Raw genomic sequence first — 22110 nt, 5'->3', positions numbered from 1 at the left:
AATCTATTCCATTGGAATATAAAAAAGGCGAACAATATCACGTTGTTCGCCTTTTCTTTTAGGGAGGATCACACTTGGTATAATTTACGTAAATAATGAGGCACAGCTTCATCAGCATTAGTTCCGATCACTTCCATATTTGGGAGTAAATCTTTTAATGTCTGATGCGCATTTTCCATAATGCAACCTTTACCAGCTATCTGTAGCATCTCTTTGTCATTCATACCATCACCAAACGCAACTGCATCTTTGGCAGTGTGTTGCATCAATTTAGCCACTTTCTCGAGAGCTTCACCTTTAGATACACCACCCGCCATCACTTCTAAGCAATTACGCAGTGAGAAACTCACATTGACCTTATCACCCCAGCGCTGATTAATTTCACTTTCCAGTGTCAACAATAGTTCATGATCATCAGAGGTGAAGAAGACCTTACAGACATTGGTGGTCGGAAACCCTGTTTTACAAAACAGTTCATAATTAAAATCCGATTCCCGGAAGAACTCACAAGCTCCTGGCATTTCTTTATTGACATACCAATAGTCGCCAGCGTAAATATTCGTTTCAATTTCGGGGTGATCAAAAACACACAAAGACAAGTCATAAGCAATTTCAGGCTCAAGATCTTGGCTAAAAATAAGGTCGCCATGAGTGTTATGCACTCGTGCGCCATTAGAGGTTATCATATAAGCGTTAATGCCTAATCCATCACGAATTTGAGCAACATCAACATGATGACGACCTGTTGCGAATACAAAATGCACGCCTTTATTAATAAGTAGATGCAGGGTTTCTTGCGTATAGGGAGTTAATACATGATTAGGTGATAACAGTGTGCCATCAAGATCTGAAGCGACTATCGAATACATACACATTCCTGATTAAAATAAATGCTTATCATAAAACTCACAGATTTCATTTAATGCTTGTGAGCGTAGCTTATCTATTTCGAACAAGATTTCATGATGCGCACCCTCAATCACCAGTGGCAATTTTTGCTTTTCTTCTCTTGTTCTGGACTGACTATAACGTTCACAGAAAGCCCTTAGCTCTTGATTATCTACCACCTTATCTTGCTCTGCTTCGAGCACTAATAGAGGGGTATTAATCTCTCCCGCATGTTCAATTAACCAATCTCCCATTTTTAGACTTTCTCCCATCCAATGATAAGTCGGTCCGCCTAATCGTAGTTCTGGAAAATCAGCATAATAACGTAAATACCGGCGATATCGCTCATGGCTATGTGTTAACACATTAAGGATAAATGGCAGTGGAAACCATTTACCTGTTGATACCGCGTAGTTATTTCTTTCAGATTGACTTTGTTCTGCTCGGTTAACTAAAAAATTAGCCACCCAGCGAGGTATAGGTAATTTAATGCCAAACATCGGCGCACATAGCGCTGCCGCTTTAAACACATCAGGCTGCCGAAGTAGATAGCCTGCTAAAATTGCGCCACCCATTGAATGGGCTAAAGCAAAATAATGTTTATATTGATAAGGCAAAACAATCGTATCAACGAAAGTTGAGAAATCATCAATATAATCACTAAATTTTTCGACATGCCCTTTTTGAGTATCATCCAGAAGTCTGTCAGAAAGCCCTTGACCTCGATGATCAAGAAGAAAAACATCATAGCCTGAGTGAAAGAAATCAAACGCAACTTCAGGATACTTTACATAGCTTTCACTCCGACCTGAAGCAATAACCAGTGCTTTATTGTGCGATGGTGAGCGCCAATGAACATAACGAATTTTGGCGCCATCAACACCAATAAACTCACCTTCTTCACGTTGACTCCAAAAATCCAATAAGACGCCGTTCGTAAAAGCAGAAAACTGCTTTTCACGAGATAACCACGAATATTTAAATAGGGTGGTTGTCATTGGCTCTCCTTATTGGCGTTATTCGAAGCCCTCAATATGGTCACGAATGAGTGTCATAAACGCGGGTCCAAATCGTTCTAATTTTCGTTGCCCAACACCGTTTATTAATAACAATTCATCAGGGTAAACGGGGCACTGCTCTGCCATTTCTATCAATGTGACATCATTAAAAACGACAAATGGCGGAATGTTTTCTTCATCAGCAATAGACTTACGTAATTTACGTAGTTTCGCAAACAATTTTCTATCGTACTGTCTATGGGTATTTTTTGTTTGTTGATTACGGCTTTTTGTCGGGCTTAATAATCTAGGTACGGCTAATTGTAATGGCACTTCACCACGTAAGATTGGTCTAGCCATCTCTGTCAGTTGTAATGCAGAGCGATGGACAATATTTTGTGTCACCATACCTAAATGAATAAGCTGGCGGATCACACTCACCCAATGTTCATGGCTTTGCGCTTTACCAATACCATAAACAGGTAATGTATCGTGTCCAGAATCTCGAATACGCTGATTATTCGCCCCCCTTAATATTTCAACAATATAACCGATACCAAAGTGCTGACCTGTGCGATAAATACAGGATAAGGCTTTTTGGGCATCCACTAAACCATCATATTGTTTAGGGGGATCAAGGCAAATATCACAGTTACCGCAGGCATTTTGTCGATGTTCATCGAAGTAATTAAGTAACACTAAGCGTCGGCACGTTTGTGCTTCTGCGAATGCACCCATCGCATTAAGCTTATGCATTTCAATCGCTTTTTGGTCACTTTCTGGCTTTTCATCTAAACAACGACGCAACCACGCCATATCGGCAGGATCGTAAAATAATACCGCTTCAGCAGGCAATCCATCTCGCCCTGCACGCCCTGTTTCTTGGTAATAGGATTCAATATTACGAGGAATATCAAAGTGAACCACAAAACGTACATTGGGTTTATTGATACCCATACCAAATGCAACAGTGGCAACCACAATTTGCAAATCATCTCGCTGGAAAGCTTCTTGTACTTTAGCACGCTGTGCTATTTCCATTCCTGCATGATAACCCGCAATGCTTAATCCTCGTTTACTCAGGCGCTCGGCGGTTTCTTCGACTTTACTGCGACTGTTACAATAAATAATGCCGGATTTTCCTTTCTGACCGCGAATAAATAGCCAAAGTTGATCAAGCGGTTTGTATTTCTCTACTAAAGTGTAGCGGATATTCGGTCTATCGAAACTGCTGATATGAATCAGGGGGTCACGTAACACTAGCTGATTAATAATATCGTAACGTGTTGTATTATCCGCCGTTGCCGTCAGTGCAATAATCGGCACATCTGGAAGATATTGTCTTAATAATCCTATACCGCGATATTCAGGACGAAAATCATGACCCCATTGTGAAATACAATGCGCTTCATCAACCGCTAATAATGCAGGTTTCCATTGCACTAATTGATGAAGAAAACTCTCCATCATTAAACGTTCAGGGGCAATATACAGCAGTTTTATTTCACCTTTTTGACAACGTATTTGAACATCAAACTGCTCTTCACGCGTTTGGGTTGAATTTAAATAAGCAGCTTCAATACCATGAAGGCAAAGTTGATCAACCTGATCTTTCATCAGTGAGATGAGTGGCGAAACAACCACAGTCAGCCCATCGAGCAATAACGCGGGAATTTGATAACAAAGGGATTTACCACCCCCTGTCGGCATCACAACTAGACAATCTCTGCCAGTTGTAATGGTATGGATGATTTCTTGCTGACCAGGGCGAAATTGCTGATAACCAAAGGTTTCTCGCAAAATAGCCTGTGCTGATGGCATTGAATTAAGAACTTCTGCTGTGGACACGCCGTTCCTCTGAAAAGCTGCTGATAAAAACTATGATGAGGAGTAAAAGAAAAGGCACCAATGTGAAGGTGCCATCATCATTTATAGCGCTATGCTAACCCAGAACGGGGAAAATTACAGCATATCATTAAGCATCACGCCAACACCGACCCGTGTCTGACGGAAATTATAATCAATCATTGATTCGCCATAGCCACTAAATACTTGAGTATAAAAGCGTACATGCTTAGTAATTGGGTAGCTCCAGCCTAATTCAGCCGCCCCATAGCCACTGTTCCAGTTATAACGCCCTGTCGCAGTGATCACACTATCGCCTAAGCGATAGCCTGCTTTTAAACGGTAATAGCCCATATAGCGATTAATTTCTGGATTATCATCACGTTGAGCACTTTCACTAAAGCGATACCAAGGTTTTAAATCAAGCTGCAAATTGCCTTTTTGTGCCATAAAACGTGCATAAGCACGGTTCCAACTACGAGATGTGGGATCAGAGCGCCCATTCGATTCGTGGTTAAAACCCGTTTCTATTTCACGTAGTGTCCAACCCGCAAATTTATAGTCTGTTGCCCAACCTAAAAAGAGTTGAGGTTCATAGTTTGTCTCACGGAAAGGGGCAGATTCTTTCTTATTGCTTAATTGCCACCAAGAGCGTTGGGTATAAGATGCTGCTAAAACAGAGTTTTCACCTGCAATACCGCGCCATAAAGGGAAGGCAAGACTGAGTTGAAATTTCACCTCATCTTTTTTAGCCTTATTCCCCCAATCATAACTTTGAATAGCCTCTTTATTCATATCAGAGGTTTTCGTATAAATAATATAATTGGATTCATAAGGATAAAGAACAAAAGGTGAATCGTATTCTTGTAATAAACCAGAAATAATACTGCCCTGAACAAGCGGTGCAGGAGATGATGATGCTGGTATTTTGGATGCAAATCCCCATGCTGGATAGAATAAAGCCACCGCGAGTAAAGAACGGATGTAACGCATAGTTAATTATCCTGTCTCATTATTGAATAATATAAAAAGTTAGTACTTACTTTAGAATTAGTTCTTATATATGTGCTTTATTACACTTTAGCGCCCATATTTTACACGTAATTGCCATTAAATCTCGTATATTTTTATACCATTATATTTATAGCACAAATGTGCAATTACGATTTTGTCATGTATTATTAACATAGTATTAACTTAATAACGTGATGTCAGGGGTTCTAAAAATGGAAAAACAGTTAACATTAGAAGAGGCTCAAGCACTTATTGGTCATGTTTTTGTTTATAAGATGCCCTTTAATCAATTAATCGGCTTAGAGCTAGTTCGCTTTGAACAAGACTACGCTGAAATTCAATTTCGGTATCAAGATAAACTTGTTGGTAATATTGCTCAACGTATCTTACATGGTGGACTTATTGCTTCTGTACTTGATGTTAGTGCGGGATTAGTTTGTGTCGGTAATGCATTAACACGTTTAGCACCAATATCCCAAGAGCAACTCGAACAGAAACTTGCTAACATGGGCACAATTGATTTACGTGTTGATTATTTAAGACCAGGACGTGGAGAATGTTTTACTGCAAGTAGCCATATTTTACGCAGTGGTAATAAAGTGTCTGTTGCTCGTGTTGAATTACATAATGAAAAACAAGTTCATATTGCGAGTGGGACAGCAACCTATATCGTAGGTTAAGCCTTTGTTAAGATTCATTGCACTCTATGATGCTTAGATTGATATTAATTACTTGTAAAAATACATGCCTAATGACACATTAGATAATGTCATTGGGTATGAACCCCGTCACACTTTTCCTTTCCATCAATTCCAGAGATAGCATGAGCCAGAAAAACACGATGAAAGGCGTTTTATGTGCCTTAGGCGCCTATTTGATCTGGGGTATTGCCCCTGTCTATTTTAAAAGCATTCAAGAAGTGCCCGCAGAAGAGATCTTAACGCACCGTATTTTATGGTCGTTCTTTTTTATGTTGATTTTAATGACTATCAGTCGTCATTGGCCTTATTTGCGCCAATTAATACGTCAACCTAAAAAAATTCTTCTTTTAGCACTGACTGCCGTCATTATCGCAACTAACTGGCTTACCTATATATGGGCGGTTAACCACGGCTATATGCTAGAAGCCAGCCTTGGTTACTTTATTAACCCACTGGTTAATGTACTGTTTGGCATGCTTTTCTTGAGCGAGCGCTTCCGCCGTATGCAATGGGTCGCAGTAGGGTTAGCATTTACTGGTGTATTTATTCAACTCTGGCACTTTGGTTCAGTCCCCGTGATTGGATTAAGCCTCGCCGTGACTTTTGGTCTTTATGGCTTACTGCGCAAAAAATTGGGTGTCGATGCACAAACAGGTATGTTGGTAGAAACATTATGGCTATTCCCTGTTGCATTAGTTTATATCTTATTTTTCACACATTCACCGACGAGCAATATGCTTGAAAATAGTTGGTCGTTAAATACTCTGTTAATCGCAGCTGGTATCATTACAACCGTACCATTATTGCTCTTTACAGAAGCGGCGCATCATCTGCGTTTATCAACCTTGGGCTTTTTCCAATATATTGGTCCAACCTTGATGTTTATTCTTGCCACAATGGTATATGGTGAACAAATTGATGCAGAACGATTAGTGACCTTTGGCTTTATTTGGGTTGCGTTGATCCTCTTTACACTTGATGCGCTCTATACTCAACGCCGTTTAAGACGTAGTTAGTACATACTCACTCTTCCGCTAAATTACCAATTTGAGTAAAAGCGGAAGAGCATTTTTTCTTCTGATTTTTCTTTAATAGATGTGCATTCTTCGCTATATCTTCCACATACCGACACGAGCGCCTAGACAGTGCTGATATTGAGTTATTAATCACTTGAATACGGTTAATCACAATCCAAGGATAGAGATTAATTCGAGGAACAAAATCACGCTGATGTCTCAATAACTTACAATAAAAATCTTCTTCAAATTCATTGATAAGTTCACTGGGATGATAAGTATCACAAAAGACTTCCTCCGTATTTTCGATCAGTAATTCATTACTAGAAAAAGGAACAGGAGAAATTCGTGTGCTAGATGCGACAAAAGAGTCGGTATGAAAGAATATGCTAGAGAGTTTCATCAATTAATCCCGTTAATAAGAATAGATAACGAGATTATTAAGTAACCAACTTGAACATCCCTTAAAAAAAACACCGTAGCTTATCTATCAAATAAATAAGGGTGTTTTTTTATATCGAAGCAGTGGTGACGGCTCCCCGCCCACATTGGGCGAGGGTTTCTGGCTTTTTTTTGCCAATTCATTCTAATCGAGGATTATTCTAGCCGGGCAAATGCTGCCACCAGCCATTTAATACCTTCACCATTAAAGGCGATTTGTAATCGGCAATGTTCACCGCTACCTTCAATATTGATAATGGTGCCATCACCAAATTTGGGGTGTTTCACACGTTGTCCTAGCGAATAGCCCGTATCATTGCTGATAATTGGAGTTCCTAAACGGCTATGATTCACAGGGCGGGAAACCGTGGCGCGTAAACGCACCTCTTCAACACACTCTTTCGGTAATTCTCCAATAAAACGAGAAGGACGATGACTGACTTCTTTTCCATATAAACGTCGGTTTTCAGCGTAAGTGAGCGTTAACTTTTTCATTGCTCGGGTAACGCCAACATACGCCAAGCGACGCTCTTCTTCCAAGCGACCACCTTCATCCAACGACATTTGACTTGGGAACATACCCTCTTCTACACCCACAATAAAGACTTGTGAAAATTCAAGTCCTTTAGCGGAGTGAAGTGTCATTAACTGCACAGCATCTTGATATGCATCAGCTTGGCTTTCGCCTGATTCTAATGCGGCATGTGAAAGAAACGCTTGCAGTGGCATTAAATCTTCGTCTTCATCTTGATAACTAAATTGGCGAGTTGCCGTGACCAACTCTTCCAAGTTTTCAATACGAGCTTGAGCTTTTTCACCTTTTTCTTGCTCATACATCGCTTTTAAGCCTGAATCACGAATAATTCGGTCTGTTTGCACATGTAGTGGCATATCAGCCGTTTCAGAAGCTAACGTCTCAATTAATTCTAAGAACCGCTGAATTGCCGCGGTTGCACGTCCTGCCAACATTTTATGCTCGATAACCTGCAATGCACTTTCCCATAAGGTAATTTGGTTATCTCTTGCGACTTGGCGAACAATATCTAAGGTTCTATCACCAATACCTCGCGTTGGTGTATTCACAACACGCTCAAAAGAAGCATCATCATGGCGATTAGCGGTTAATCGCATATAAGAAAGTGCATCTTTGATTTCTTGGCGTTCAAAGAATCGTTGACCACCATAAATACGGTATGGCATTGCGGCTTGTAATAACGCCTCTTCCATCACACGAGATTGCGCATTACTACGATAAAGAATGGCACAATCTGTTAGCGCGCCGCCTTCTTCTTGCCAACGCTTGATCCGCCCAACCACATAGCGGGCTTCATCCAAATCATTAAAGGCGCAATAAAGCGAGATAGGCTCACCTTCGGCACCTTCAGTCCACAGATTTTTACCTAATCTGTCACTATTATTTGCAATTAACGCATTCGCCGCTTTTAAAATATTGCTTGTCGAACGATAGTTTTGCTCTAATCGAATGGTTTCTGCACCAGGAAATTCATTTAAGAAATTTTGAATATTCTCAACTTGCGCACCGCGCCAACCATAGATGGATTGGTCATCATCACCCACAATCATGACTTTACCAGATTGACCTGCCAACATTCTTATCCACGCATATTGAATGCGGTTAGTATCTTGGAACTCATCCACTAAAATATTGGTAAAGCGGTTTTGGTAGTGCTCCAAAATTTGCGGTTTGTTTAACCAAAGTTCATGAGCACGTAATAAAAGCTCTGCAAAATCCACAAGCCCTGCGCGATCGCATGCTTCTTGATAAGCTTGGTATACTTTCAGCCAAGTGGTTTCAACTGGATTGCCATAGGTTTGAATATGTTGAGGACGTAAACCTTCATCTTTTTTACCATTGATATACCACATACCTTGACGCGCAGGCCACTGTTTATCATCAAGATTCATTGACTTAACAATACGACGAATAAGGCGATATTGATCATCACTGTCAATAATTTGGAAGTCTTGTGGCAAATTCGCATCAAGATAATGCGCTCGCAATAAACGATGAGCCAAGCTATGGAAAGTACCAATCCACATGCCACCTTGGCTTGTACCAATTAAGTCTTCAATACGATGGCGCATCTCTGCGGCGGCTTTATTGGTAAACGTCACTGCCATAATCGAAAAAGGTGAAGCTTGTTCAACAGATAATAACCAAGCGATACGATGTACCAGTACCCGTGTTTTACCACTGCCTGCGCCAGCTAACACCAGCATATTAATACGAGGTGCGGCTACAGCTTCGCGCTGTTTATCGTTAAGGCCTTCTAGCAGATATGAGACGTCCATAATTACCAATCATTTAGTGAAGAAAATACTGTGGATATATACAGAAATAGAGAGTAAGCAACAAACTAACAGGAATTTACGCACTATGCAAAATAAAGCCTTTTTTAGCCTCGTTTATCTGTGCCATTCTTACCGAACATCACATTAAACCAATTCTATCAGTTTGCTTAAATCTGTAATTTCAATATGTGGCATTACTCTGGTTTCACCTTCTTCAAACAAGCTACGGTTATCAAGGTTAATCCAGCACGCTTGTAATCCACTATTAACGGCACCCTCAACATCTGTTACAAGGTGATCACCCACATGTAGGATTTTCTCATGTGGAAGATTTAACAGTGAGGAGGCTTTATCAAACATATCAGGATAAGGCTTAGAGCGACCATCGGGACCGGCTTTTAAAATATGTGAAAAATACTGCCCCAAACCACAACTTAATGGGTTTGCATTACCATTTGTGATCGCAATTAATGGAATTTTCTGTGCCAATTCGGTGAGAACTTGATGAGTATTTTTAGGTACATTAATGTGGCTACGCCAATAAGCAAAGTGCGCCATAATTTCATCAGCACCTTGCTGTGCTTTGGCTTCACTGTAACCATAATCTAACAACATATTTCTAGCCGCAAGCCAACGCCATTGTGTAATATCATGAAAAATATCAGGATTGTTTTCTAGAAGTGGCTTTTTATAGGCATTCACATCTTTTTCTGTGAATTGGTTAAAACGCTCATCATATTGACGAATAAAGGCCAGCGTCTCTTTTTCAGTTTTATCCATTACTGGCACATTATCATACAGCGTGTCATCTAAATCAAAAGTCATCGCTGCAATTTGCGTCAGAGTTCTATAAAAGCGCATTATGATTTTTCTCTCTTAGCTCTCGGATGAGCAGCATCATAGACTTTCGCTAAATGTTGAAAATCTAAGTGGGTATAAACTTGTGTGGTCGATAAATTAGCGTGCCCTAATAACTCTTGTACAGCACGTAAATCACCACTGGATTCCAATAAATGAGTGGCAAACGAGTGGCGTAATTTATGAGGATTCACATGGCTACTTAGTCCTTGTTTAATACCCCAAAGTTCAAAACGTTTTTGCACGCTACGTACCGATAAACGCTTACCACTTTGGGTTGAAATAAAGACAGCTTTATCCTCAGGTGCATAGAGCTCTCGCATCGGAAACCAATTTTGTAACCACTCTAGCGCTTTTCTTCCTAGCGGAACTTTTCGCTCTTTACTTCCTTTACCTAATACACGAACTTCACCTTCATTCATGTCAATATCGCTAATATTTAAGTTAGTCAATTCTGATAGACGTAATCCTGCACCATACATCACTTCTAGCATGGTTCTATCTCTAACAGAAAGAGGATCTTTTAAGTCGATATTCATTAATTGGCTAACTTCATCGACATCCATATTTTTAGGAAGGTGACGACCGGATTTAGGCGTGCGAATGCCTTTTGCTGGATTAACGTCTAACATTCCTTGTGCCACTTGCCAATCAAGAAAGCTACGTAACGCCGAAAAGCGCAAAGCAAGGCTGGTGGGTTGTAACCCACTACGGTGACTTTTCGCCAATAACATGCGCACATGTTGACTTTCCAGTGATTTCCATTCGCAGATATTCATTGCCACCATCATTTGCGCTAATGCAGTCAGTTGGCGATGATAATTTTCTACTGTGACAGGGCTTAATCGGCGTTCAACTTGAATATAACGCAGGAATTGTTCAATAGCGGTAGAGAGTGTTTCTGGAATATCTATTGGTTGATTCATTGCCTTGCAATCCAACGAAGTAACAATTCTGGTAAAATATGGGCAAGCTTATCCAGCATGACTGTTCCCATCCCTTCCTGAAAATGTTGGTTATCTCGGCTATTAAAAATAATCACGCCCAAATCCCCATAATGCCCTAACAATGAAAGTGCAACGGAACCAGAGCGTCGTACATTAGGCATTAATAGCATTATCTCTTGCCCATTTAGTGTACCTAAATAGTGATTATCATCACCCATACGTTGAATACGAAAATGTTCAAATGCTTGGCGAGATAATGGGAGATCTTGTGCATCTAAAGGTGGCTGTAATTGCCAGCGATCGGTAAATAGACGTAATTGAACTGAATAAAGCCCTAACCCCTTTGCCCAAAGGTTTAAACGTTCTAGCATTTCGTGAAGAGAGGCACTGTTGGATAGTTCAGAAATTAATAATAAAAGTTGGCTAAACAGTGCTTCATTTTCAGAGGCTTGTTCTATCAACAAACGCATATCTTCTTCAAGATAATGGATGCGGTTACGTTGACGTGACATTATCCATTCGACTAAAGAAACGGTTCCTCTGACGGGATGAGGAACTTGCATTTGCTCAATATAGCTTGCATTACGGATAAAAAAACCAGGATGTTCCCTGAGGTAACGGATCACTTGTTGATCATTAAGCTCGTTTGTTTCAGGGCAACAGAACTGCTCATTTTTATCCGTCATACAGATAACCTCTCAAAAAATAATATTATAGCTGAATGATCCCATCATAAATATGTGTCGCAGGCCCAGTCATATAAAGAGAGTTACCCTCTCCTTTCCATTCAATTAGCAATGATCCACCCGGTAAATTGACTTTCACACGTTTATCTAATAAGCCTTGTGAAATACCAATTGCGACAGCTGCACAAGCCCCGCTACCACAGGCATTTGTTTCACCTGCACCACGTTCAAATACCCGCAAATGAAGATTACTTCTGTCTACGATTTGCATAAAGCCAATATTAGCACGTTCAGGAAAACGTTCATGTTGCTCTAACACCGGTCCTAACAACTCAACTTCTGCTGTTTTAATGTCTTCAACCTGAATAACGCAATGAGGATTTCCCATTGAAACTACACCACATAATACAGTGCGTTCCATTGCCCTGATAATATAGGTCTTTTCTGCCTTTTGTGCACGGAAAGGGACTTTTTGAGGTTCAAATTCAGGCTCACCCATATTGACGCACACATCGTCATTGTCCATAACATGCAAGGTCATTCTGCCAGACTGCGTGCTGACTTTTATCTCTCTTTTGTTTGTAAGTCCTTTTAATCTCACAAATCGAGCAAAGCAACGAGCACCATTACCACACTGTGCAACCTCACTTCCATCAGCATTAAAAATGCGATAATGGAAATCGAGTTCAGGATCATAAGGTGCTTCAACCACCAATAATTGATCAAACCCAACACCAGTATGGCGATTCGCTAATCGACATATTAGCTCTGGTGAAAAATAAACATTTTGAGTCACAGCATCGACCACCATAAAGTCGTTGCCAAGACCATGCATTTTTGAAAATTGCATCTTGCCCCTGCCTGAAACGAAATTACCGTTTCTAAGATTGACTAATTGGTCTGAGTTGAGTCGCTCTCAACTTGCTGGGTTGGCTGGGATGACTGTGTCATTTTTGCCTGAGTATCTTCAGGAGGGAAATAAAGAGGGCCTTTCAAGCCACAACCAGAAAGAGAAATCAGTGTTATTATAGCAAGAGTGCAACGTAAATACGTTTTCATTCGAAATCTGCCTGTCATTTATTTGGTTAATATCCTCTATAATCGCAGTTAGATCTCGAAAAGCAAATAGGAAATGAAGATGAACGACAGTGAATTTCACCAATTAGCTGATGAACTCTTGTCAGAAATAGAACAAACTATTGATAATTATGAAGGTGACGCAGATATTGATTGTGAAATCAATGGCGGTGTAATGACATTAACCTTTGAAAATAATAGTAAAATTATTATTAATCGCCAAGAAGCGTTTCATCAAGTTTGGTTAGCGACACGCTCTGGTGGCTATCACTTTGATTGGAAAGATGAACAATGGATTTGTGATAGAAGTGGTGGTGAATTTTTAGTCATGCTGGCACAAGCAATAACAGAACAAAGTGGGGAAGCGTTTTCTTTCTAATAAGCACAATTAACAACAATAATGGGAGCTATCAAAGCTCCCATTTGTGTTTATTGGCTTGTGCTTAATTAAGAGTGCTGTACCGCTTTATAATCTGTAAATCCGTGGGTAACAACATTCATTTCAGGTTGCGTTTCTTTACTACCCAGATCGGATAATTTACCAAAGGATCCACCTGCAAAAGGTAACACTTGAGTTGATCCTTCCACTTTCACAATTTGATAAAACTGCGGCAGATTAAAATTAATAAAGCTTGATCCGTATGTGAATCGATCATGAGATGAAGAGTAGAAACGGCTAACATCTTTCACTAACTCTTCTTTACTTCCTTCACAATGAGAATAGATTTCAACGCGATTTGCTTCATCTAATATATAGATATTAAAGACATTACTATCTTCTGTGGTTTCGAAGAAGAATTGAATAATCCCTTCACAAGCAAAACCATCAATCACCGCAGGTAAATAGCGGGCGTCCTTATCTAATTTAACTGGCAACCCATGAAGCTTGTTATACGAAATTGCGCCATAAAATTCGATAGCATTTTCTAATTTTTGTACCGACACGTTGAGGCGTTCAAAGAACAATCCCCACGTTTGCCCAGCAATGCGTAAAGCTTTAAAACGACCTGGCTCTAAACGATTCGTTGATAATCGCAATTCAATACATTCTGAAACTAACTGCTGAACACGAGTGCGGATTAAACCACGCAAATGTTGGCTATAACAAAATACTTCCACAGAGGCAGGCGGAGCCGCATCTTGGTGCATTTTACCCAATATCGTTTTTAACGATTCCAACATAGATTGTGTGCCACTGAAATGAAGGGTTCTAACTTCATTCCAAGAGTTACGGTACAACAAATCAATGCTACCAATAAGACACTGCTCTTTTTCACCGAAACTAAAGACATCAAGTTTTCTAAAATCAAAGTGAACCACTTGATCAGAAAAACTTTCTGTTGGATCAGTTTCTAAATTGACAATAATCGCGAGATGCCTAATTTCACAAGGGCTATACAGTGCTTTCGGCGTTGGTGCAGGTAAACGAATTGGGAAATGGCTCGACATATCCCTAACTAATTCATGCAGTTTAATTTCATCACAAGAAGATTCTCCTTGATGAATATAAACTCGAGACTCTTTTGTTAACAGCCCATTAAAATAAGACCATGCCACTAATTTATTTAAATAGCGGTTATATTCTAATGGTTGGTGTCCAACGATATTTTCAAAATCAGGGGCACGATTATATAAATACCATCCGCTACGATTTGCTCGACCTTGTGGTACATAAATAAAGGTTAGATGTGACTCTGATAAATCAGGTGATATTTGTGGATTAACCAGTGTGACTTTACCAGGTAATGCTTCAAACGCAGCGTAAAGCTTACGTGTTAAGACACCGATATCTTGTGGGCTTGCACTGACACTTAAATTATTACGACGCGCAAAACGAATAAGATTACGATAGCTTTGCATCATCGTATCTAATAACTCATTGTGTGCATCACGCACACGCTCGATTTTCCAGCTATCACGTGTATCGAGTACTGTTAAGCGCTCATTATCCCATTGCCATTGAGTGACCAATTGCGATAAGACTTGTCGTCTCCAACCTTCAGGTTCGTTTTGTGTTTTTTCGTTAGATAATTTTTCACACACTTTCAGGTAGAAACAGCGACGGATAAGATCAAGGCGAGTTAAATCATTAATAGAAACCAAATAGCGAGTGACACGCTCAAGCATCATACAATAAGCATCTAAACCGTAATTAACGATTTCGCCACGGTGTAGATGTTGTTTCATTTCTAATGCCAGCAACTTCCCATTAGGATAGTCCGCTGAATAGGCTTCTAATAAAATACTTTTTAGTACGGCTTTATAAGGTGAATCGACACTTTTATAGAGTTGCCATAAACTTGCGCCAAAGTACTCTTCAGCAGAAAGTTCACCTAATCCCCCTAGATCTAACCACTCATTTGGCGTTAATACACCTTGAGCATAAAGGGAGTTAACATATTCATCATAATGATGTTCTTCTTCAATAGGCACCATCGCCCATAGCAAGCGTTTACCTGCTAGGCGTACTGCTGTGCGATAAAATTCATCAAGTAAAAGAATATGTTGGGTAGAGCCGCAATCTTCTCCACCTAAGCTACCACTTGCATGGTGACGAAATCTATTTTCATCAATTAAGAAAAACGTAACATCAATACCTAGTTCGCCAGCCCATTGTTCAATCAATTGGCATTTGCGTTGTAAAAGTGCACGTTCATCTTGATCCAGCCATGATTGATGGCAGACCCAAATATCAATATCGGAGCAGTGACTTTGACCAATAGAAGAGGTACTCCCCATTGAATAGATGCCAGTAATTGGCAGCTCTCCATTGGCGTATCCATCCATCGGATCATCACATAATGCGTTAACCAGCTTATTCGCCCACTGACGTTGCATGTCATCGGGTTCAAAGAAACATGTGCCGTGAGGAACATTTCCTTGTATATAGCCGGGCAACTCAGGATGGTGGTAATGCAATAAAACAGGAATTAAACCATAGACCTGTTTAAAAACATCACACATCGATGCAAATGCTCGTTCCAGTCTGAGTTGATTAATCGCATCCAGCCGTTGCTTCAGTGTTTCAATATAAAGATACAAGAGTTTCGCCTGAACAATACTAAGAAGATAGTAGAATCTGAGTTTATAAGTGACCAAGGTTGAGTTAGGGAATATTAATAGATAAAACTTTACTAACAAAATCTCGGAAACGTGATCAATTTAACACCTTGAGCGCAAGGCGTAAAGAGGAACTCAAAATATAGCACCAAGATCTAAAAGTGATATTTAAGCGCTTAATCGTGTAAAGCCACCAAATAAATATCTTTATAATCATGAAGATAAATTGTTTTTATTTATAGAAAAAATGATAAAAAAATATCTCAATCCTCCCTTTACCCCACAAAAACCCCTGTTTACTTAATGATGAAACTGAAAATAAATTTTGACAAAACGTAAAAAATAGATAAAAAAGTAAAAATAAAAGCAACTAATTGATAATCATGAATTATTTTTAATTTTTGATTATTTTTTATTTTTACACTTAAAATAAGAATTCTATTTTTAATATTGCGATAATAATATTTTAAATAATATTTAATTTTTATTAATTATTTATTTAATTTAAGAATAAATTATTTTCTCTATTCTCATTATTTCTCTTTCTTTTATTTAATAATAATTTTGTTAAAATTTATCGTGTTTTTATATATTGAAAAATAATAAGAAAAATAAGTAAATTTAAAATAATAGTTGTTTTATCAATGTGTTCAGATTAAACATAATATTTGCCTCACTTCTTACTTATCAAATGTTAACAAAATTAACTCAATATTTTGATTTTGTAAATAACCACACTTTTTATATAGATATAAAAAGAATAAAATTCTAAAAATAACCAAACCCGATAGTATCTATTAATAATTTACTTATTTTTTATTTCCTCTTTCTTTTTTTCTTTTTCGAAGATGGCCTCATTTCTTTCATTGTTATTACGACTCAAAGCGCCTTAACTGGAAAATTGAGCTTTAAAGTGTTAAAACAATGCCTTATTTCTAAACAAAAATATCGTTAATCGCTCGGAAGAGATAATACTATTATGTCAAAAAGTACCATCCGTATTGCTACCCGCCAAAGCCCTCTTGCTATGTGGCAGGCGCTCTATGTGAAAGAACAACTACAACTTGCTCATCCAGGTTTAGTCGTCGAATTAATACCGATGGTCACTAAAGGTGACATCATTTTAGATACACCTTTAGCTAAAGTAGGTGGCAAAGGGCTATTTGTAAAAGAGTTAGAACTTGCCCTACTTGGATCACGCGCAGATATTGCCGTTCACTCTATGAAAGATGTTCCTATTGAGTTCCCTGAAGGTTTAGGGTTAGTAACTATCTGTGAACGCGAAGATCCTCGTGATGCCTTTGTCTCTAATCATTATGATTCTTTAGCAGAACTTCCTGCGGGTAGTATTGTAGGCACATCCAGTTTACGCCGCCAATGCCAATTAAAAGCACAGCGCCCTGACCTGATTATTCGTGATTTACGGGGTAATGTCGGTACTCGCTTAGGGAAATTAGATAATGGTGATTATGATGCCATTATTCTTGCCGTTGCTGGCTTAAAGCGCCTAGGTCTTAACGAACGTATTCGCACACCATTATCTGCTGAGCAATCTTTACCCGCGGTTGGGCAAGGTGCGGTGGGAATTGAGTGTCGCTTAGATGATAATGAAACGCGTCAGTTATTAGATGCACTAAACCATTCTCGCACTGCAATTTGCGTTAAAGCAGAGCGTGCAATGAATACTCGTCTTGAAGGCGGTTGCCAAGTTCCGATTGGAAGCTATGCCATTTGGCAAAATGACAAAATTTGGTTACGTGCTTTAGTCGGTTCTCCTGATGGAGAAACTATTTTGCGTGGTGAGCGCTTAGTGTCTCCAGAAGACGCTGAAACTGCTGGTATCTCATTGGCTGAAGAGCTTTTAAATAAAGGTGCACGAGCCATTTTAACGGCAGTGTATCAAGGCAGCACACCTGCATGAGTATTTTAGTTACTCGCCCCAACCCAGCAGGAAAGGCATTAACCCAGCGTTTAATTGATGCGGGAAAAACAGCCTTTCAAGCACCTTTAATAGAGATCACCGCAGGTCGTGAGCTCCCTTTATTAGATGCTAAACTAAAAGGATTAAGGGCGGGTGATTGTGTATTTTTACTTTCTAAAAATGCGGTGTCATACGCAAACTGGCAGCTAAATCAATTACAACAATCATGGCCAGATACGCTATCCTATTATGGAATAGGTCAAAACACAGCGAAAGATTTCCAACATTTAAGCAGTCTTCCAATTTGCTACCCTGAGCAAGGAGAAACCAGCGAAGATCTTCTTGACCTTCCTGAGCTTAATCAGGTGAAAAACAAGCGAATATTACTGCTTAGAGGTAACGGTGGTCGTGACTTACTCGCAACAACATTGAGCCAACGAGGCGCAATCGTTGATGAATGCGAATGTTACCAACGCCTATTTATTCATTATTCCCCTGAAGACTTTGCGCTTCAATGGGAAAAAGCACAGGTTGATACGCTTGTTGTCACTAGTGGTGAAATGTTACAACAACTCTTTGATCTGGTCGCTGAATCTAAAAAAGCATGGCTGTTAAACTGCCATTTACTTGTGGTCAGTGAACGATTAGCAACAATAGCAAAAACATTAGGGTGGGAAACTGTCACCGTTGCTGAAAGTGCCAATAATGATGCTTTATTTCATGCATTAATATAGAACCTAAATGAGACGCCGATATGACGGAACAGAAAAATACAAATGATAATGACTTGCCAAAAGATGCAGCTAAAGCTGATGAGAATGTCCGCTATCAGGAAGTCAAACCTGTTAATAACAAGCGCTCAGGTCTAATTGGAAGTGCTGTTGCTATCCTTGTTATTTTGGCAATCGGTGGTAGCCTTTACTATTACACCAATCAACAAGCATCAAAGCTGAGTGTAGAAAATCAATCACTCAAATCTGAGCTTACCCAATTACAACAACTCCAAAATACGTATCAACAACGCTTTGATAATATTGATAGTATGTTTAACTCACAAAAACAGACTATCGATAAATTACAAAACGAACGCCAAACAACAGAGCGCCAAATTCAAGATCTACAAACACGCTTTGCCGCTATTTCGAGTGCAGACGTCAAAAGTTGGCTATTAGCACAAGCTGATTTTATGGTAAAAATGGCAGGTCGTAAGTTATGGAATGATCAAGATGTTGTGACAGCCGTGAGTTTACTAAAAGGTGCTGATAGTAGCTTAGCGGAAATGAACGATCCGAGTTTACTTGAGATCCGTCGTGCTATTAATGAAGATATCAGCAATTTAGCTGCTCTCACCAAAATTGATAATGATGGCATCATCTTACAATTAAACCAGTTAGCGAATCAGGTTGATAATCTCCGTTTAGCTGGTCTTGAGCGTAATGGCTCACCAATGGATAAAAACGATGAAACCATTTCAGGTTCACTTTCTGATTGGAAACAGAATCTAAGCAAAAGCTGGAAAAGCTTTATGGATGATTTTATTACCATTCGTCGCCGTGATACCGCAGCCGTTCCTTTATTAGCACCGAATCAAGATATCTATTTACGTGAGAATATCCGTTCACGTTTATTAATTGCTTCTCAAGCCGTGCCTCGTCACCAAACTGAAACTTATCAGCAATCACTGGAAGCGGTATCCACTTGGGTACGTGCTTATTTTGATACCTCTGATCCAAGTACAACTGCATTTTTAGATACGGTTTCTGAATTAGAGAAACAACCTATTACGCTTGCAATACCATCAGAATTGAAGAGCCCGACATTGCTAGAAAAACGTGTAGAAAAACAAATTCGCAATTTACTGGCACAAAATGAGTATGCAGAACCACAAGTTGCTGAAGCACAAGCTGTTGAAGCCCAAGATGCCCAAGCTGTAGAAGCTGAACATAATGCATCAGAAAGCGTACAAGATGCTGCAGCTGATAGTACAACTGTTGATGCACCAGTAACACAACAAGGAGAATAAGCTTATGTTAAAAATACTGCTCCTTTTTGTGGTGCTTATTGCGGGCATCATTTTTGGCCCACTATTGGCAGGCCATCAAGGTTATGTACTTATACAAACTGATGATTGGGATATTGAAACCAGTGTAACCAGCCTTGTCATTATGTTTGTTTTACTACAATTAGCATTGTTACTGATTGGTTGGAGTTATCGCCGTTTCATTGGTACAGGCTCAAAAGCATATAGTTGGTTTTCTTTCCGTAAACGTAATCGCGCACGCAAACAAACCAGCATGGCATTAATGAAATTAGCGGAAGGTGATTTTAAAGAAGTTGAAAAACTAATGAGCCGTAATGCAGATTATGCAGAGCAGCCTGTTGTAAACTACCTGTTAGCCGCTGAAGCCGCACAACAACGTGGTGATGAATTCCGAGTTCAACAACACCTTGAACGTGCAGCTGAGCTGGCCGATACCAATCAACTTCCTGTTGATATCACTCGAGTGCGTATTTTATTAGCACAAAACGAAAATCACGCTGCGCGTACTGGGGTTGATGAGTTATTAAATCAAGTGCCACGTCACCCAGAAGTGTTACGTCTTGCGGAAGTCGCTTATACACGAACAGCAGCTTGGCAAGCACTGCTTGATATCATTCCTTCCATGCAAAAAATTGCATTACACACAGATGATGAACTAGAGCAATTACGCCAAAAAGCCTATATCGGTATTATGGGACAGAAGATGTCCGAAAATGGCTGTGATGGACTGAAAAATTGGTGGAATGCACAACCGCGTAAAGTACATCATGATAATGCATTGCGTGTCGTTTTGGCTGAACACCTTATTGAGTGTAACGATCCTGATACCGCTCAAACGATCATCTTAGACGGTATTAAACGCCAATATGATGAACGCTTGATCTTACTATTGCCTCGTTTAAAAAATACAGATGCCAATGTTATTATGAAAGTGCTTAATACATTAATTAAACAACATGGGCCAACGCCATTACTCAATAGCACATTAGGTCAGATAGCGATGCAACAAGGAAAATGGGCTCAAGCTGAAGAGGCTTTTCGTAATGCGTTAAAGCAACGCCCTGATGTTCATGACTTTGCATGGCTTGCTGATGCACTAGATAAACAGAAAAAATCTGAAGAGTCGGCGAAAGTGCGTAAAGATGCTTTATTAATGACTCTGAAAAAGGATTCTGTCATTTTTGAAGAGCCTAAAAAAAGTAAATAAGCTTATTCGATAAGAACGTGATCATAAATCGTTTAATCGCCTGATCTAAAAACCCTCTTTATATTAATTATTGAGGGTTTTTTTATGTGATTTAAAAGACACGTTGAAATAACAACACCACTTCCACACATAAAGTCAAAAACACATACACCCAAGCAATACGATAAAAGCGAGTGGGTATTCCCTTCTCATTTTCTTGCTTAAATGACAGATAATGTTTTCTCGCTTGATAAAACACGACGATATAAATCAGTGCGATCCCCTGACAAAGAAAAGCCACATATTTAGCCCATGATTTTCCACCAATAATAAGCATGATAAGAGGGATCAAAAAAAACAATAATGGGCCAAACTTCTCTATAAGAAAGAGTTTTTCTTGTGCAAGATATGCTTTTTGTTTATTTATCATATTGATGCTATCTCCAATCTACCCTTGCGCTGGATAATAGCGTGATAATGCGGTGAATACAAAATGGATGAGTGGTTGATATATAAAAAAACGCCTGTATAAAACTATACAGGCGTATAAATATACAATCAGGTCTACAGACGGATGGTGCCTCACTCAACGTTTCGTCCTGTTGATGATGAATGATGTTCATCGTTAACGTGGACGTAGGCACCGAATAATCGGCTCTGCATCATTCCTAGGTTTATGAAGCCATATGCTGTCATAAGGAGTGGAATGAGCATCTACAATATACATATTGCATTTAGCGTGCCAATTTTTCATTTTTTATTAAAAATATCCCCTATCGCTGAAAAGTATAAGATAACTTATTGAATTTTGGTTTTTCTTTCTAGCTTTACTCATTTTCAATGATAAAGACGCTATGGTTTGTGCTTTCACCATGCTATTGCTAAATAGAAAAGAAAATATAAGGTCTGATATACGTCTCTTTTTCACGACAAGAAAAACACACTGATTATTTAATTATTTAAAATCAATACGTTAAACGTCTCCTATTGGAGACACCAAAAATAGCGAGTGTTGGCATTTACCGACAAATAAAACAAAAGACTTATATTTCATATAGTTAAAATCAATTATTTTACATATTTAACTCATCTTTTTATGAAGATTAAAATTCGGTAAT

At 39.2% G+C, this 22110-nt stretch carries 20 protein-coding genes; 7 read left to right on the top strand and 13 right to left on the bottom strand.

Annotated elements, in window-relative coordinates; all coding sequences use genetic code 11:
• Positions 1-68: 68 nt before the first annotated feature.
• The 4 genes from yigL to pldA form a co-directional block, all read right to left on the bottom strand.
• Positions 69-869 carry a sugar/pyridoxal phosphate phosphatase YigL gene (gene yigL / locus F1325_RS01125; RefSeq protein WP_109372716.1) on the bottom strand — a complete coding sequence of 267 codons (801 nt, stop codon included), beginning with the start codon at positions 867-869 and terminating at the stop codon, positions 69-71.
• A 12-nt stretch (positions 870-881) separates the two neighbouring features.
• Complete coding sequence (gene pldB / locus F1325_RS01120; protein WP_109372717.1) at positions 882-1886, bottom strand: lysophospholipase L2; 1005 nt, start codon at positions 1884-1886, stop codon at positions 882-884.
• Positions 1887-1904: 18 nt separating this feature from the next.
• On the bottom strand, positions 1905-3734 hold the full coding sequence (recQ, locus tag F1325_RS01115) for an ATP-dependent DNA helicase RecQ (RefSeq protein WP_160229890.1): 1830 nt from the start codon (positions 3732-3734) through the stop codon (positions 1905-1907).
• Positions 3735-3848: 114 nt separating this feature from the next.
• Positions 3849-4724: a phospholipase A gene (gene pldA / locus F1325_RS01110; protein WP_160229889.1), complete on the bottom strand. Its 876-nt coding sequence runs from the start codon at positions 4722-4724 to the stop codon at positions 3849-3851.
• A gap of 233 nt (positions 4725-4957) precedes the next feature.
• Between pldA and F1325_RS01105 the strand changes: the two genes are divergently transcribed.
• Both F1325_RS01105 and rarD read left to right on the top strand, forming a co-directional pair.
• A complete protein-coding gene (locus tag F1325_RS01105; RefSeq protein WP_109372720.1) occupies positions 4958-5425 on the top strand; it encodes a thioesterase family protein in 468 nt (155 codons plus the stop codon).
• Positions 5426-5568: 143 nt separating this feature from the next.
• The gene (gene rarD, locus F1325_RS01100) at positions 5569-6462 is read left to right on the top strand and encodes an EamA family transporter RarD (protein ID WP_099076355.1); all 894 of its coding nucleotides are present in this window, start codon (positions 5569-5571) and stop codon (positions 6460-6462) included.
• A 7-nt stretch (positions 6463-6469) separates the two neighbouring features.
• Here rarD and F1325_RS01095 read toward each other — a convergent pair whose 3' ends face one another.
• From F1325_RS01095 to lptM, 7 genes are all read right to left on the bottom strand, one after another.
• Positions 6470-6865, bottom strand: coding sequence for a hypothetical protein (locus F1325_RS01095; protein ID WP_109372721.1), 396 nt, complete (start codon positions 6863-6865; stop codon positions 6470-6472).
• A 194-nt stretch (positions 6866-7059) separates the two neighbouring features.
• Entirely contained in the window at positions 7060-9216 is a 2157-nt protein-coding gene (gene uvrD / locus F1325_RS01090; protein ID WP_160229888.1) for a DNA helicase II, read from the bottom strand.
• 144 nt (positions 9217-9360) lie between these two features.
• Positions 9361-10077: a 5-amino-6-(5-phospho-D-ribitylamino)uracil phosphatase YigB gene (gene yigB / locus F1325_RS01085; protein ID WP_109372723.1), complete on the bottom strand. Its 717-nt coding sequence runs from the start codon at positions 10075-10077 to the stop codon at positions 9361-9363.
• The gene (gene xerC / locus F1325_RS01080; protein ID WP_160229887.1) at positions 10077-11000 is read right to left on the bottom strand and encodes a tyrosine recombinase XerC; all 924 of its coding nucleotides are present in this window, start codon (positions 10998-11000) and stop codon (positions 10077-10079) included. Before xerC ends, yigB begins: the two co-directional genes overlap by 1 nt.
• Positions 10997-11707 (bottom strand): DUF484 domain-containing protein, encoded by a 711-nt coding sequence (locus tag F1325_RS01075; protein WP_088494022.1) that lies wholly within the window; start codon positions 11705-11707, stop codon positions 10997-10999. Before F1325_RS01075 ends, xerC begins: the two co-directional genes overlap by 4 nt.
• 25 nt (positions 11708-11732) lie before the next feature.
• Positions 11733-12557, bottom strand: a complete 825-nt coding sequence (gene dapF, locus F1325_RS01070; protein ID WP_109372725.1) for a diaminopimelate epimerase — start codon at positions 12555-12557, stop codon at positions 11733-11735.
• A gap of 41 nt (positions 12558-12598) precedes the next feature.
• Entirely contained in the window at positions 12599-12766 is a 168-nt protein-coding gene (gene lptM, locus F1325_RS01065) for an LPS translocon maturation chaperone LptM (protein WP_151436666.1), read from the bottom strand.
• Between the two features lie 79 nt (positions 12767-12845).
• Between lptM and cyaY the strand changes: the two genes are divergently transcribed.
• On the top strand, positions 12846-13163 hold the full coding sequence (gene cyaY / locus F1325_RS01060) for an iron donor protein CyaY (RefSeq protein ID WP_109372727.1): 318 nt from the start codon (positions 12846-12848) through the stop codon (positions 13161-13163).
• A 68-nt stretch (positions 13164-13231) separates the two neighbouring features.
• Here the strand turns inward: cyaY and F1325_RS01055 are convergent, their stop codons facing one another.
• Complete coding sequence (locus F1325_RS01055) at positions 13232-15826, bottom strand: class I adenylate cyclase (RefSeq protein ID WP_109372728.1); 2595 nt, start codon at positions 15824-15826, stop codon at positions 13232-13234.
• A 997-nt stretch (positions 15827-16823) separates the two neighbouring features.
• Between F1325_RS01055 and hemC the strand changes: the two genes are divergently transcribed.
• The 4 genes from hemC to hemY are packed head-to-tail and all read left to right on the top strand — an operon-like array spanning position 16824 to position 21013.
• Positions 16824-17765, top strand: coding sequence for a hydroxymethylbilane synthase (gene hemC / locus F1325_RS01050; protein ID WP_109372729.1), 942 nt, complete (start codon positions 16824-16826; stop codon positions 17763-17765).
• Positions 17762-18499 carry a uroporphyrinogen-III synthase gene (hemD, locus tag F1325_RS01045; RefSeq protein WP_160229886.1) on the top strand — a complete coding sequence of 246 codons (738 nt, stop codon included), beginning with the start codon at positions 17762-17764 and terminating at the stop codon, positions 18497-18499. Before hemC ends, hemD begins: the two co-directional genes overlap by 4 nt.
• 20 nt (positions 18500-18519) lie before the next feature.
• On the top strand, positions 18520-19788 hold the full coding sequence (hemX, locus tag F1325_RS01040; RefSeq protein WP_109372731.1) for a uroporphyrinogen-III C-methyltransferase: 1269 nt from the start codon (positions 18520-18522) through the stop codon (positions 19786-19788).
• A 4-nt stretch (positions 19789-19792) separates the two neighbouring features.
• The gene (hemY, locus tag F1325_RS01035; RefSeq protein WP_109372732.1) at positions 19793-21013 is read left to right on the top strand and encodes a protoheme IX biogenesis protein HemY; all 1221 of its coding nucleotides are present in this window, start codon (positions 19793-19795) and stop codon (positions 21011-21013) included.
• 91 nt (positions 21014-21104) lie between these two features.
• Here hemY and F1325_RS01030 read toward each other — a convergent pair whose 3' ends face one another.
• Positions 21105-21422: a hypothetical protein gene (locus F1325_RS01030; RefSeq protein ID WP_109372733.1), complete on the bottom strand. Its 318-nt coding sequence runs from the start codon at positions 21420-21422 to the stop codon at positions 21105-21107.
• Between the last annotated feature and the right edge of the window lie 688 nt (positions 21423-22110).

Source organism: Proteus columbae (assembly GCF_009914335.1).
GTDB lineage: Bacteria > Pseudomonadota > Gammaproteobacteria > Enterobacterales > Enterobacteriaceae > Proteus.
Note: the sequence above shows the minus strand (reverse complement) of the source record. Positions and strands in the feature narration are given on the sequence as shown.